Here is a 12551-nt window from a genome sequence, read left to right as displayed (position 1 = left end):
ACCGGCCAGCCGGCCGACGGGGAGGGCCAGGCGCCCGATGCCTACCTGCGGCAGGTGCTGGCCGAAGCGGGGCGCAGCGTGGTGCCGTCGCCTCGGCCGCCCGAGGCGCATGCCGAGCCCGGCGGCGCCGCGGCCCACCCGGTGGAACTGCTCACCGAGCGCGAGCTGAAGATCCTGCGCCTGCTCAAGGCGGGCCTGGGCAACCGCGAGCTGGCGCAGAGCCTGTTCGTGTCCGAGGCCACGGTGAAATGGCACCTGCACAACATCTTCGCCAAGCTGGGGGTGAAGAACCGCACCAGCGCCCTGGCGCGCGCCCAGCAGAATTCGCTGCTCTGAGCACCCTCCTCCAGGGAGGGGCACCCGCCTCTCGCATGCCTGCGAGAATGCGTCGATCCTTGTTTTTCCCTGTTTGACTGATCGATCGAGAGACTTCCCATGACCCAGCGCGACATCTTCGTGGTCGGTGCAGCCCGCACCGCCATCGGCACCTTCGGCGGCTCGCTGAAGGACGTTCCCAATACCCAGCTGGCCACCACGGCCGTGAGGGCCGCCATCGAGCGCAGCGGCGTGGCGGCGGCCGAGGTGGGCCACCTGGTCATGGGCAACGTGATTCCCACCGACACGCGCGACGCGTACCTCAGCCGCGTGGCCGCCGTGGATGCCGGCTGCCCGATCGAGACGCCGGCCTTCAACGTCAACCGCCTGTGCGGCTCGGGCCTGCAGGCCATCGTGTCGGCGGCCCAGGCCATCGCGCTGGGCGACTGCGACATCGCCATCGGCGCCGGCTCCGAATCGATGAGCCGCGGCCCGTATTTCGATACGGCGGCCCGCCACGGCGCGCGCATGGGCGACGCGCAACTCATCGACTACATGATCGGCATCCTGCACGACCCGTGGGAGAAGATGCACATGGGCATCACCGCCGAGAACGTGGCGGCCCGCTACGGCATCTCGCGCGAGCAGCAGGACGCACTGGCCGTGCAGAGCCAGCAGCGCGCCGCCGCCGCCATCGCGGCCGGCCGCTTCAAGGAGCAGATCGTTCCGGTGGAAGTGAAGACGCGCAAGGGCGTGGTGCTGTTCGACACGGACGAGCATGTGCGCGCCGACACCACGCTCGACGTGCTGTCCAAGATGAAGCCCGCCTTCAAGAAGGACGGCCTGGTCACCGCCGGCAATGCCTCGGGCATCAACGACGGCGCCGGCGCGGTGGTGCTGGCCGAAGGCGCGCGCGTGAAGGCGCTGGGCCTGAAGCCCCTGGCACGCCTGGTGGGCTATGCGCATGCGGGCGTGGAGCCGGCGTACATGGGCATCGGCCCGGTGCCGGCCACGCGCAAGGTGCTGGAGCGCACGGGCCTGAAGGTGAGCGACCTGGACGTGATCGAATCCAACGAGGCCTTCGCCGCGCAGGCGTGCGCGGTGATGAAGGAGCTGGGCTTCGACCCCGCCAAGGTCAACCCGAACGGCTCGGGCATTTCGCTGGGCCACCCGGTGGGCGCCACGGGCGCGATCATCACGGTGAAGGCGCTGGCCGAACTGCAGCGGGTGCAGGGCCGCTATGCGCTGGTGACGATGTGCATCGGCGGCGGGCAGGGCATCGCTGCCATCTTCGAGCGGGTCTGATGTCGTTTCGCCCGCAAGTCGCCATCGATCCTTCCGAAGTGGAGATCAGCGCCATCCGGGCGCAGGGGGCGGGCGGGCAGAACGTGAACAAGGTGTCGAGCGCGGTGCATCTGCGCTTCGACATTCCTGCGTCTTCCTTGCCCGACGGCGTGAAGGAGCGGCTGCTGGCCACGCGCGACAGCCGCATCACGCAGGAGGGCGTGCTGGTGCTGAAGGCGCAGGCGCACCGCAGCTATGACATGAACCGGGCGGATGCGTTTTCTCGCCTGCAGGCCATTGTCGACAGCGTGGCTGTTGCGCCGCGTGTTCGTCGGGCGACTCGGCCTACTTTGGCATCGAAGAAGCGCCGTCTTGAGGGCAAGAGCCAGCGATCGGATTTGAAGCGGTCTCGGGGGCGGGTCGATTCTTTTTGAGGTTGGCGCGAGGCCAAGGGCTGTGTGCCGCTGCGCCGGCGCGCCACTGCGGCGGTCGGCTTCGCCGACTGCCCTCGGTGCTCGGCTTCGGGGGCTGCATCGCGGAACTCACTGCGCTGCTGCGCAGCTCCGTTCAAACAGCCGCGATGAGTCAGTTCACGAAGCGCACAAGGTGCCCTTGTGCGCAGCCCCCGAAGCCTGCGCGCCTCGGCGCCACAGAGGCGCGCCGGCGCAGCGGCACACAGCCCTTGGCCTTGGAGGCGTTCTGTTGAACAACCAACCACGGCTTTTCGCTATTGCACGGCTGGCATTTTGATCTTCCTGGCAGGAGAGCCTGCCGCGGCAAGCCTGTCAAGAAACGGCGCTGTCGGACGCTGGCAGATTTTCTCGCGCGCCGCACAGGCAATCAGGGCAATGGGGTCAATGAATCGCAAAACATCTATGACTTCGCCTGCTGTATGGCGCGGCGCTATGGCTTCATGGTTGAAGCAGCGCGCAAGTTGAGGGCCACTTCCGTGAGTGAAATGGTCGAGTTGTTCCTTGAAGATTGAGGCAACTGACGACAGCACCTTGAGCGCCGGTTCTTCCTTACCCACAGCGCGAACCATCTGTCCCAGCTTCGTGCTAAGCCGGTTGGCGAACATCGCATTGATCTGCAAGTCGGTTGCGACAAAGCCGAACCAGCAACCGCGGACGCAAGCTTCGAACACAGGCCGCATCATCGCGAAGGCAGAAGAGCGCGCACCATGGTTGGCCAAGAGCAAAGTGGCTTCCCGATGATCGAGGCACAGATTGAGGCTTGCAACGGCAACTCTCTCAGATCTATTTAGGTTGGCCGAGGTGCCGAATGTGGTGGCAATGAACTTGCTGGTTTCATAAGACTGCGCCAGAGCAGCAACGAGCGTGGAATCGTCTGCGTCCATCGATCTTCCCTTGAAAGCTCAACCAGAAATAGACGACAGGCATCTTATGTCCCGTCCAAAATCGGCAGGCGCTTTTCCCATTCTGAATTTGCCGCGCCCGACCCCGCGCCAACGCACGCAAGAGAGTCTGGCAGGTACGTCGTCAAACGCCGGGGCCGTCCGGCGGGTACTTCAGGAATTCGGGCGTGCGCTCCATGCGGGCAGAGAGTTCAACCAGTGCGGGATAGTCCTTGGCCGGCACAACGGGGGCCAGCAAGGACTGCGTGAACTGCCACGCAACGGCGGTGGTGATGCTGGCCTGGCTGCGCGCCTGCGCAAAGGCGGATCGACGCGCCTGCACCTCCCGCTCCAGGCCTGCATAAGCCGCCAGCAACTGGCCGCGCACCCGCTCGACCCACGGCTCGTACTGGGCGGAGGCGGGGCGCAGGTTGCGCTCGTAGACGATCTGGACGGTCTTCTCGCAAGCAGCCAGCGCCAGGCCGACGGCTCGTATTTCATGCTGCAGCACTCCCGGATTCGGGGACCACAGCGAGTTGCCGTTGCCTTTCGCCGCTTCGATGAATTGCAGGATGAGCGAGGAATCCATCAGGACCTCTCCGTCGTCACAGACCAGGGACGGCGCCTTCACCACGGGATTGATGCCGCGGAACTTCTCGAAGGTGCTGAACACCGAGACCGACTCGTGCTCGAAAGGAACGCCCAGATGCGCGAGCGAAATGGCCACGCGCCGGACATAGGGTGAATCAAGCATTCCGATCAGTCGCATCGTTTCTCCACAGACAAAAAGAAGGAGGCCGAAATCTTATGTCCCTCCCAAAAAAAGCTGACGGCCTGCGTCCCCTGATTTCACCGCAACGAAGTCAGCGCGAAGCGCTGACCGCCCCGGCAGGAGCCCCCGGGCCCCATGGGCTTGCCGCGCCCGACCCCGCACAACGCTCGCACAAAAGGAATCAAGCAGCCGTCAACGCAGCCAACGCCTCCGCATCCGTCCGATAGCTGAACAGCAGCGGCCCAGGCACCAGGAGCCCCGCCTTGTCCAGCACCTGCTGCGCCGGCAGCTTGAGGCCCGAGATGTGCAGCTTCACACCCTTGTTCTCCAGCGCGCGGCGAATGCTGCCGAACACCTCGGCGCCGGTGATGTCCACGCGGTTGATCGGCTGGGCGAACAGGCACACGTCGGTGAGGTCGTGGTGCTTGGCCAGGGCCGTGTTGATGGCCCGTTCCAGCGTGGTGGCCGATGCGAAATCCAGCTCGGCATCCATGCGCAGCGCATACAGCCTGGGCGCCAGCGGCGGCAGCTGCCACAGGTGCCGGTCGCGCAGGCTGCCGTCCGGGTGCAGCCCCACCTCGATGATGCGCGGATGCAGGTGGCGGTACATGTAGTGCGCCAGCGCCGCCAGCAGCCCGCCCAGCACGCCCCAGTAGATCTGCGGCGCCGAGGCGATGGTCAGGGCAAAGGTGGCCAGCGAGATCGCCGCCTCGATGCGCGACACCTTCCACAGCGCCACGAACGCGCGGGGCTTGAGCAGCCCGAGCGTGGCCGTCACCACCACCGATGCCAGCACCGCTTGCGGCACGTTGTAGAGCAGCGGCATCGCCCACAGCAGCGCAGCCGCCACCACCGCCACGCTGAACAGCGTGGCCCACTGCGTCTGCGCGCCGGCATAGAGCGTGATGGCCGAACGCGAGAAGGAGGAGCTGGTGGGAAAGGAACCCGTCAGGCCCGAGGCGATCTTGGCCAGGCCCTGGCCGATCAGGTCCTGGTTTTCGTTCCACAAGGTGCCGGCCTTGGCGTTGTCCACCTTGGCGCTGGACGCCGTCTCCAGAAAGCTCACCAGCGTCACCAGGAAGGCCGGCAGCAGCAGCGAGCCCAGGCCCACGCCCGGGACCAGGTGCGGGATGTAGAGCGACGGCAGGCCCGAGGGCAGGGCGCCGATCACCGCGCCGCCTTGCAAGGCGTAGCCAATGGCATAGCTGATGGCGGCGCTGACGGCCACCAGGATCATGGTGGTGGGCAGCTTGGGCGCGAAGCGCTTGCCCAGCCACAGCATCGCCATGCCGCCCAGGCCGAAGCCGATGGCGTAGAAGTCGGGCAGCGGGCCGCTGAGCAACTGCGCGTACGAGCGGCCGGTGAAGCCCAGCAGCGCGGGCAGCTGCGACAGCGTGATCAGCACCGCCGCGCCCTGGGTAAAGCCCATCAGCACCGGCGAATTCACCAGCCGCAGCAGCCAGCCGAAGCGCACCGCCCCCAGCAGCACCTGCATGAGCCCCGACAGCAGCGTGAGCCACACCGCCAGCGCCACCCATTCCTCGCTGCCCGGTACCGCCAGCGGGGCCAGCGACGCGCCCACCAGCACGCTGGTGAGCGCGGTGGGCCCGACCGACAAACGCGCCGACGAGCTGAACAGCACCGCGATCAGCGCCGGGAACAGTGCCGCGTAGATGCCCGTCACCAGCGGCATGCCGGCCAGCGCGGCGTAGGCCACGCCCTGGGGAATCACCATCAGCGCGACGGTGACGCCGGCGGACGCCTCGTTGAGCAGCAGGGCCCGGTCGGGCCGGGGCCAGGAGAGAAAGGGCAGCCAGCGCTTGAGCTGGTCGCGGTTGGGGAGCGGCTTCTTGTTGTTGTCTTCGTCGTCGGTCATCGGGGCTGCAGTCAATCGCGCTGGGGCTGGCTGGATTTCTTCTTGTGCTGGAAGGAAGTAGGCGATTGTCCCGTAGCCGCCTTGAACATGGCGCAGAAGGCGCTGTCGGTGGCATAGCCGCTGGCCGAGGCCACCTGGCTGACCGGCATGCCGCGCGCCAGCAGCGGAATGGCATGCGCCAGCACCGCCTGCTGGCGCCACTGCTGCCAGCTCATGCCCAGCTGGTCGCGGAACATGCGCGCCACGGTGCGCTCGCTGGCGCCGATGGTGGCCGCGCGCTCGGCCAGGGTGGCGCGGCTGGCCGGCGCGCGCAGCAGGCTCTCGCAGAGCTGGCGCAGGCGCTTGTCGGCGGGCAGCGGCACGTCGATGCGGATCTGGGTGGCGCGCTCCACCTCGTCGATGAGCAGCGGCGCGATCCAGCGCTCGCGCTGCGCCGCATGCGGATCGGCCGGCGCCTGGCCGTCCGGCGTGGTGTCCAGCGCCAGCATCAGGGCGCGCAGCAGCGGGCTGATCTCCAGCACCTCGCAGTTCTCCCAGCTGGGCGCCATCCAGCTGTGCAGGTAGACGGTGCGAAGCTCGGCATCCTCGATCAGGTTGACGCTGTGCGGCATGTTGGCCGGCACCCACAGCGCGCGCGACGGCGGCACGATGTAGCTGCCATCCTGGGTCGACAGGCGGATCACGCCGCGGGTGGAGAAGGTCAGCTGCGGCCAGGGGTGCGTGTGCAGCTCCACCTGCGTATCCGCCTTCAGGAAGTGCTCCTTGGCACGCAGCGGGCGCACCGCGTTGGGTTCGAACAGGTGCGGCGTGAGCGACTGGACGCTGTGGACCGGCGTCGGCAGGCGCGGTGCACGCGCAGCTGCCGCTGCGGCGGCCCGTCGGGGCGGCGTTTGAGTGTTTGGCATGGTTTCGACAAATGTTGTCGCGGTATCGGCATTCTGACGCGAGAGCCACGGATAGGATCAAGAACTCCCTTCAGATTTGTTGCCAGAAATGACCGCCTCCGCTGCCGCACCCCACCCCCGTTCGCTCGGCGCGGATGCGCAGCTGATCGGCCTGGTGGGCCTGGCCCACGCCATCAGCCACTTCAGCCAACTCATCCTGCCGCCGCTGTTCCCCTGGATCAAGGACGCTTTTGCGCTGACCTACACCGAACTGGGCGCGGTGCTCACCGTGTTCTTCGTGGTCTCGTGCGTGGTGCAGGCGGCCTCGGGCTTCCTGGTCGACAGGATGGGTCCGCGCCCCGTGCTCTTTGCCGGGCTGGGGTTGCTGGCGCTGTCGGGCTTCGTCTATGCCGTGGCGCAGGCCTACTGGATGCTGTTCGTGGCCGCGGCGCTGGCCGGCATCGGCAACGGCGTGTTCCACCCGGTGGACTACACCCTGTTCAACCGCAAGGTGGCGCCCACCCGCCTGGGCCATGCCTACAGCGTGCACGGCATCACCGGCAGCCTGGGCTGGGCGCTGGCGCCGGTCTTCGTGGTGCCGCTGGCCATGGCCTTCTCCTGGCGCGTGGCCCTGGCCGCGGCCGGCGGCGTGGCGCTGCTGGTACTGGTCGTGCTGTGGCTCAATCGCCGCGTGCTCGAGCTGGACGTGAAGGAAGTGCACAAGGCCACCGGCCAGGGCGCGCAGCAAGCAGGCGGCAATTTCGACTTCCTGCGCATCCCCGCGGTGTGGATGTGCTTCGCCTTCTTCTTCGTCTACGCGGTGGTGATCAGCGTGGTGCAGACCTTCGCGCCCACGGCGGCGGCCCACCTGCACGCGGTGCCGGTGGCGCTGGTGGCCATGTGCCTCACCGCCTACATGGTGGCCAGCGCCGGCGGCATGCTGGTGGGCGGCTTCCTGGTGGCCGACCCGTCGCGTGTCGAGCGCATCGTGGCCATCGGCTTCGGCCTGGCCGCCACGGTGGCGCTGGTGCTGGCACTGGCCGACTTCCCGCCGGTGGTGGTGCCGGTGCTGTTCGGCGCCATGGGCTTTGCCAGCGGCATTGCCGGCCCTTCGCGCGACCTGCTGGTCAAGCGCTCGACGCCGGCCAACGCCACCGGCCGTGTGTACGGCGTGGTCTACGCCGGGCTGGACATCGGCCAGGCCGCCGCGCCACTGGTCTTCGGCACCTTGATGGACCACGGGCAGTACCGCAGCGTCATCCTCGGCCTGGCCGTCGTGCAGGCGGTGCTGGTCGCCAGCGCCTTCAACGTCAAGCGAGTCCGCCGCACGGCACTGGTGCCGACCTGAGTTTGGCCGCGGCGTCCGACAGCGTGTCGGCGCGCAAATTCAGCGGCATTGCGTGCAGTCTGACGTAGGTGTACGCCATGTAGCTAATTGCTACTACTTTTCAAAAAGGTACGCTGAGCGCATTCGAAAGCTTCGTGATCCGGGAGCCTGTCATGCTCAGCACCCAACAAAAAGCGCAGATCCTCAAGAAGGCCGGCCAGACCGTGCCCCCCATGCCCGGCGGCACTGGCCCCGTGCTCGATGCCTGGGCCCGCGAGGTCGAGAATCTCTACGTTTCCCACGTGGCTGCCCGCACGGCGCGGGGCCTGCGAAAAGCCGAAGAGGCGCGCCAGCTCGAGCGCCTGCGCCGCCTGGCCTCCTTCGCCTGAACCGGCGACCCCGCCCGGTTGCAGCTCCCCTCAGCCGGAAAAGCCGCCTTCGCTGAGAAACTGCTGCTCTTGCGGCGTGCTCTCGCGCCCCAGCAGTGCGTTGCGGTGCGGAAAGCGCCCGAAGCGCGCCACGATGTCGCGGTGGTGCTTCGCAAAGCGCAGGTTTTCCGGCCCCGCGTGCTCGCACAGCACCACGCTGCGCTCCTGGTCGGCCAGCGACTCGGAATGCATGAAGGGCAGGTAGAAGAAGGCGCGCAGGCCCGGATCGTCGATCTGCTTGTCCAGGCCGGCATCCACCGCCTGGCGGGCGATCGCAATCGCCTTGCCGTCGGTGGCGTAGGTGCGCGGGTCGTTGCGAAAGACGTTGCGCGGGAACTGGTCGAGCAGTAGCAGCAGGGCCAGCGCGCCTTGCGCATCCGCCGCCCAGCCGTCGAGCGCGCCGCGCGCGGCGGCCTCATGGGCCGCCAGGAAGCGCGCCTTGAACTGCGCGTCGAATGCCGCGTCCTTCTTGAACCACTTCTGCGGGCCGGCTTCGATCCAGAAGTCGACAACGGCCCGTGGCGAGAAGCGTGTGTCTTGCAGGGTCATGCGTCCGATGATGCCACCGGCCGCACGAGCGACACGGGCCGCTCGCGCGCCGCTCAGGCGGCCAGCAGCGCGTCCACCTTGCGCAGCGCCTCGACCGTCTTCACGCAGGCCTGGGCCGCTTCCGTGCCCTTGATGGCGAAGTGGCGGTGGAAGTACTTGCGATGCTCCACATGCTCGTGGAAGTGGTGCGGCGTGAGCACCGCCGAGAGCACCGGCACGCCGGTCTCCAGCTGCAGCGCCATCAGGCTGGACACCACCGTGTTGGCCACGAATTCATGGCGGTAGATGCCGCCGTCCACCACCAGCGCGCAGCCGACGATGGCCGCATAGCGGCCCGACACGGCCAGCCGCTTGGCATGCAGCGGGATCTCGAAGGCGCCGGGCACCTCGAAGATGTCGATCTGCTCGCGCGGCACGCCGCTTTTGAGCATTTCCTCGAGAAAGGCGTCGCGGGCCTGGTTGACGATGTCGTCGTGCCAGAGGGCCTGGACGAAGGCGAAGCGCTTGCCGGCGCCGTCTTGGGCGGCAGCGGGAACAGCGCTGATGGGAAGGTCGTTGATCTGACTCATGGTGCTACCCTCGTTGAATGCAGGATTGCCTGAATCAGGGCGCACGGAACCGCGCCAGCCAAGCGCACGTACGCCAACACGGAGGCCGACGCACGCCCGCCAAGGCGCGATCACGCGCTCTCTTTCATCCGGACTGTGACCGTCGGCCCCGGATTCCAACCGGGTCTGCTGACCCCGCACCGCCAAAAGGGTGCGGGCGCTCGCGGGCTTGTGCCATGCCGCTATCCAAAAAGGAAGCTGCCTGGCCGTCACCGCCGGTGGGGAGTTTCACCCCGCCCTGAGAACGCTTTCCGGCCGAAACCGGAGCGGCGATTGTGCACCGCCGCGCAAACCGGTGCTGTCCCGCCGCGGACAAGCCCCCAAGGCCTCAGCGCCGCAACTTCAGGTAGCGCAGCATGATGTCGGCCATGGTCCCCGCGCGGGTGAACACCGGCTCGAACAGCATGTTGTACAGGGCCGTGCCCACCACCGAGCCCAGGCCGATGGCCACGATGGAAAAGAGCGTGGTCACGAAGTTCTCGACCCCCGCCAGCCGGTCGTTGCCCACCAGCTCGGCCAGGCCGATCAGGCCGAGCGAGCCGGGCACCAGGATCCACAGCGCCGGAATGAAGGTGACCATGGAGGGCGGCCCCGCGAAGCGGTACTGCACGATGTAGGAAGCCGGCGTGATGAGCACCGCGGCGAAGAAGCCGCTCATGTAGCCGCCGAAGACCGCGTTGCCCAGCTGCTGGCCCGCCATGGCGACGAAAAGCAGCGCCAGCACCCAGGGCAGCGCGCGCCGGGTCGTCGAGTAGTGCAGCCAGTGGCCCACCGCGAAGAGCACGACGCCCAGCCAGGGCGCCCAGCTGCGCGATGCGGCGTCGGACACCGGCACCAGCAGCCGCTCCGGCGGCAGGCCCACGATGGAGGCGGCGGTGAGCATGCCCAGCATCAGGAACACCAGCTGCAGCAGGCCCGAGATGAAGCGCGTGCTGCCCGAGACGATGTCGCCGTAGGCCAGCTCCACCGTGGCCACCGCCAGCGTGCCGCCGGGCAGGAAGGTGTAGAGCGAGGCCACCAGCACGTAGATCGGGCTGCCCGCGATGCCGTGCCGCGCCCCCAGCAGGGCCAGCAGCGCCACCACGAAGGCGCAGAACATGGGCAGCAGCGTGTTCACGATGCCGCCGCGGCGCGAGAGCAGGCGCAGCACGCCCACCACCAGGCCGAAGGTGGCGGCGGCGCCCACCACGTCGGCAGTGGGCCGGATCACCAGCGCGATGCCCACCGTGGCCAGCACGTGGCCCAGCACGCTCCAGCGCGCGCGGTGCGGCGGCGGCATGGCCAGGATGGCGTTGATGCGGCGCAGCCCCTCGGTGGGGTCGATGACCGAGCGCTCGGCATCGCGCACCAGCTCGTAGGTCGCCTCGACCTGGTCGAAGCGCAGCACCAGGCCCTGCTCGGCCGTGAACTCGATCTGCAGGCTGGCGTCCTCGTCGGCGAAGTTGACGAACACCACGGTGGGCAGGGCCAGCGTGTTGAACTGCTTGATCTGGTAGTTCTGTGCCACCCGGCGCAGCGTGGTCTCCACCATGCCGGCCGCGGCGCCCGTGGCCAGCAGCAGGTGGCCCAGGCGCAGCAGGAAGCGCAGCAGCCGGCGCCGTTCCTGCTGCGCGATGTCGGCCTCGGAAACGGCCGGCGCCGCGGGGGCGGCTTGTTGCGCGGGCTCGCTCATGGCTGGGGCTTCATCGCCGTCAGCCGCCGGCGCGTCGAATAGATGTGGCTGCGCAGCTCGTACAGCTCGTTGGCATATGACAGCGGCACGGTGATCTTGTTGGCGTTGGCCTCCAGCGCCTCGAGTTCGCTCAGCAGCACCTCGGGTGCCTCGGCGCGGCTGTCGGCGCGCTGCTCGATGTCGCGCAGCTGCGCATACCAGCGGAACACGCGTGAGCGCACGCGGAACTGGTAGAGCGGCGGCACCACGCGCCCCAGCGGCAGCATCAGCACCACCAGGCCGCCCAGCACCAGCCACATGCGCTCGAACAGGTTGCTGGCCCAGAAGGGCAGGTAGCGTTGCCAGAAGGGCGGCGTGCCGTTGATGGCGCGGTCGCCCTCGGGGCTCACGGGCAACTCGCTGGTGCGGGTGTTGGGAAAATCGCGCGCCCGGTTGAACCAGCCGCCCGAGCTGTGGATGGCCTGCGCGCTCTGCGCGAACAGCTGGCGCAGGGCCGGGTGGGTCTGCTGGCGCGACAGCAGCGAGGTGGTGGTGGCCAGCAAGGTCACGTCATGCGTCGGCAGGTCGGAGGCCAGGTCCACCACGCCGCGCGGCAGCGTCGCGTCCGACAGGTAGGAGAAGCGGCGCACATATGCTTCGGCCTGCTCGAAGTTCATCAGCTCGATGCCGGGCGTGCGCAGCAGCTTCTGCACCAGCGGCGACTGCGGTGCCGACGCGAGCACGATGGCGTCGAGCAGACCGGCCTCCAGCGCCTCGGCCGCCGGCGTCTGCTCCAGGTGCGACAGCTCGATGGACTGGGGGTCGATGTGGTTGGCGCGCAGCAGCTGGTCCACGATCTGCGGCACGCCGCTGCCGGGCTTGTCGATGTTGAGCTTCACGCCCTTGAGCTGCACCAGCGCATTCAGCTCGGAATGCTCGCCGTTCTTCTTGCGCTCGCTCCACTTCTTCTTCTGTTCCAGGCGCTGCGCCACCTCGCCGCGGTAGAACACCCACAGCGGCTCGTAGAACAGCGCGCCCAGCGAGGTGAGGCCGGCCTCCTCGTCGGCCACCGGGTTGGCGCTGCCGCCGCGCACGAAGGCCACGTCGGCCTCGCCCTTGCGCAGCAGTTCCAGGTTGTCGAGCGAGCCGTCGGTGGGCTTGAGGATGACCTCGATGCCATTGGGCTTGAGGGCCGCCGCATAGCGCTTGCCGAATTCCGCATACGCGCTGCCGGCGGGGCCGGTGGCCAGCGTGACCTGCTTGGGCGGCTGCGGGTCGAGCCACCAGTAGGCGAGCACCAGCAGCCCGGCGACGATGAAGGCCACCGGGCCCGCCGACACCAGCAGGTCGCGGATCGACAGCAGGATGAGCTTGAGGGTCTTGGGCATCTCAGCGCACGCCCTGGATGTCTGCCGCGCAGGGAATGTGCAGCGGCACGCCGCCCGAGAGCACGTCGATGGCGCGCGCCGCCCGCACGGCGCGCAGCGTGGCCCGCGCCACCGC

13 protein-coding genes and 1 riboswitch are annotated in these 12551 nt (G+C 68.1%); of the genes, 5 read left to right on the top strand and 8 right to left on the bottom strand.

Going from position 1 to position 12551, the window contains the following annotated elements:
* The 3 genes from VSO01S_RS23820 to arfB all read left to right on the top strand — a co-directional run.
* Positions 1 to 336 (top strand): response regulator transcription factor (locus VSO01S_RS23820; RefSeq protein WP_161944471.1); only part of this gene is annotated, 336 nt, incomplete at its 5' end.
* Positions 337 to 435: 99 nt separating this feature from the next.
* Positions 436 to 1620 (top strand): acetyl-CoA C-acyltransferase family protein, encoded by a 1185-nt coding sequence (locus VSO01S_RS23815; RefSeq protein WP_068645268.1) that lies wholly within the window; start codon positions 436 to 438, stop codon positions 1618 to 1620.
* The gene (gene arfB / locus VSO01S_RS23810; RefSeq protein ID WP_068645267.1) at positions 1620 to 2033 is read left to right on the top strand and encodes an alternative ribosome rescue aminoacyl-tRNA hydrolase ArfB; all 414 of its coding nucleotides are present in this window, start codon (positions 1620 to 1622) and stop codon (positions 2031 to 2033) included. The genes VSO01S_RS23815 and arfB overlap by 1 nt, the downstream gene beginning before the upstream one ends.
* Positions 2034 to 2326: 293 nt before the next feature.
* Here arfB and VSO01S_RS27350 read toward each other — a convergent pair whose 3' ends face one another.
* From VSO01S_RS27350 to VSO01S_RS23795, 4 genes are all read right to left on the bottom strand, one after another.
* A complete protein-coding gene (locus tag VSO01S_RS27350) occupies positions 2327 to 2956 on the bottom strand; it encodes a DUF6988 family protein (protein WP_153305400.1) in 630 nt (209 codons plus the stop codon).
* A 142-nt stretch (positions 2957 to 3098) separates the two neighbouring features.
* Complete coding sequence (locus VSO01S_RS23805; protein ID WP_068645266.1) at positions 3099 to 3722, bottom strand: glutathione S-transferase; 624 nt, start codon at positions 3720 to 3722, stop codon at positions 3099 to 3101.
* Between the two features lie 184 nt (positions 3723 to 3906).
* Positions 3907 to 5601 carry a SulP family inorganic anion transporter gene (locus tag VSO01S_RS23800; RefSeq protein WP_068645265.1) on the bottom strand — a complete coding sequence of 565 codons (1695 nt, stop codon included), beginning with the start codon at positions 5599 to 5601 and terminating at the stop codon, positions 3907 to 3909.
* A gap of 11 nt (positions 5602 to 5612) precedes the next feature.
* Positions 5613 to 6506: an AraC family transcriptional regulator gene (locus VSO01S_RS23795; RefSeq protein WP_084242079.1), complete on the bottom strand. Its 894-nt coding sequence runs from the start codon at positions 6504 to 6506 to the stop codon at positions 5613 to 5615.
* An 88-nt stretch (positions 6507 to 6594) separates the two neighbouring features.
* Between VSO01S_RS23795 and VSO01S_RS23790 the strand changes: the two genes are divergently transcribed.
* Both VSO01S_RS23790 and VSO01S_RS23785 read left to right on the top strand, forming a co-directional pair.
* Entirely contained in the window at positions 6595 to 7833 is a 1239-nt protein-coding gene (locus tag VSO01S_RS23790; protein ID WP_068645264.1) for an MFS transporter, read from the top strand.
* A gap of 152 nt (positions 7834 to 7985) precedes the next feature.
* Positions 7986 to 8201: a hypothetical protein gene (locus tag VSO01S_RS23785; RefSeq protein WP_068645263.1), complete on the top strand. Its 216-nt coding sequence runs from the start codon at positions 7986 to 7988 to the stop codon at positions 8199 to 8201.
* Between the two features lie 30 nt (positions 8202 to 8231).
* Here VSO01S_RS23785 and VSO01S_RS23780 read toward each other — a convergent pair whose 3' ends face one another.
* The 4 genes from VSO01S_RS23780 to VSO01S_RS23765 form a co-directional block, all read right to left on the bottom strand.
* Positions 8232 to 8789, bottom strand: a complete 558-nt coding sequence (locus tag VSO01S_RS23780; RefSeq protein ID WP_068645262.1) for a DUF924 family protein — start codon at positions 8787 to 8789, stop codon at positions 8232 to 8234.
* A gap of 53 nt (positions 8790 to 8842) precedes the next feature.
* A complete protein-coding gene (locus VSO01S_RS23775) occupies positions 8843 to 9358 on the bottom strand; it encodes a 6,7-dimethyl-8-ribityllumazine synthase (RefSeq protein ID WP_068645261.1) in 516 nt (171 codons plus the stop codon).
* Between the two features lie 112 nt (positions 9359 to 9470).
* A riboswitch (FMN riboswitch) is annotated at positions 9471 to 9647 on the bottom strand.
* A gap of 78 nt (positions 9648 to 9725) precedes the next feature.
* Positions 9726 to 11069: a threonine/serine exporter family protein gene (locus VSO01S_RS23770; protein ID WP_068645260.1), complete on the bottom strand. Its 1344-nt coding sequence runs from the start codon at positions 11067 to 11069 to the stop codon at positions 9726 to 9728.
* A complete protein-coding gene (locus VSO01S_RS23765; RefSeq protein ID WP_068645259.1) occupies positions 11066 to 12436 on the bottom strand; it encodes a TAXI family TRAP transporter solute-binding subunit in 1371 nt (456 codons plus the stop codon). Before VSO01S_RS23765 ends, VSO01S_RS23770 begins: the two co-directional genes overlap by 4 nt.
* Between the last annotated feature and the right edge of the window lie 115 nt (positions 12437 to 12551).

It is taken from the genome of Variovorax soli NBRC 106424, from assembly GCF_001591385.1.
GTDB classification, from domain to species: Bacteria; Pseudomonadota; Gammaproteobacteria; order Burkholderiales; family Burkholderiaceae_C; genus Variovorax; species Variovorax soli.
This window is presented reverse-complemented; position numbering and strand designations above follow the sequence as displayed.

Excerpts from the sequence above, each read along its gene's own strand:
- VSO01S_RS23815 (WP_068645268.1), top strand. The coding sequence starts at position 436 with ATGACCCAGCGCGACATCTTCGTGGTCGGTGCAGCCCGCACCGCCATC.
- VSO01S_RS23790 (WP_068645264.1), top strand. The coding sequence starts at position 6,595 with ATGACCGCCTCCGCTGCCGCACCCCACCCCCGTTCGCTCGGCGCGGAT.
- VSO01S_RS23775 (WP_068645261.1), bottom strand. The coding sequence starts at position 9,358 with ATGAGTCAGATCAACGACCTTCCCATCAGCGCTGTTCCCGCTGCCGCC.
- VSO01S_RS23765 (WP_068645259.1), bottom strand. The coding sequence starts at position 12,436 with ATGCCCAAGACCCTCAAGCTCATCCTGCTGTCGATCCGCGACCTGCTG.
- VSO01S_RS23805 (WP_068645266.1), bottom strand. The coding sequence starts at position 3,722 with ATGCGACTGATCGGAATGCTTGATTCACCCTATGTCCGGCGCGTGGCC.
- VSO01S_RS23800 (WP_068645265.1), bottom strand. The coding sequence starts at position 5,601 with ATGACCGACGACGAAGACAACAACAAGAAGCCGCTCCCCAACCGCGAC.
- VSO01S_RS27350 (WP_153305400.1), bottom strand. The coding sequence starts at position 2,956 with ATGGACGCAGACGATTCCACGCTCGTTGCTGCTCTGGCGCAGTCTTAT.
- arfB (WP_068645267.1), top strand. The coding sequence starts at position 1,620 with ATGTCGTTTCGCCCGCAAGTCGCCATCGATCCTTCCGAAGTGGAGATC.
- VSO01S_RS23795 (WP_084242079.1), bottom strand. The coding sequence starts at position 6,506 with ATGCCAAACACTCAAACGCCGCCCCGACGGGCCGCCGCAGCGGCAGCT.
- VSO01S_RS23780 (WP_068645262.1), bottom strand. The coding sequence starts at position 8,789 with ATGACCCTGCAAGACACACGCTTCTCGCCACGGGCCGTTGTCGACTTC.
- VSO01S_RS23785 (WP_068645263.1), top strand. The coding sequence starts at position 7,986 with ATGCTCAGCACCCAACAAAAAGCGCAGATCCTCAAGAAGGCCGGCCAG.
- VSO01S_RS23770 (WP_068645260.1), bottom strand. The coding sequence starts at position 11,069 with ATGAGCGAGCCCGCGCAACAAGCCGCCCCCGCGGCGCCGGCCGTTTCC.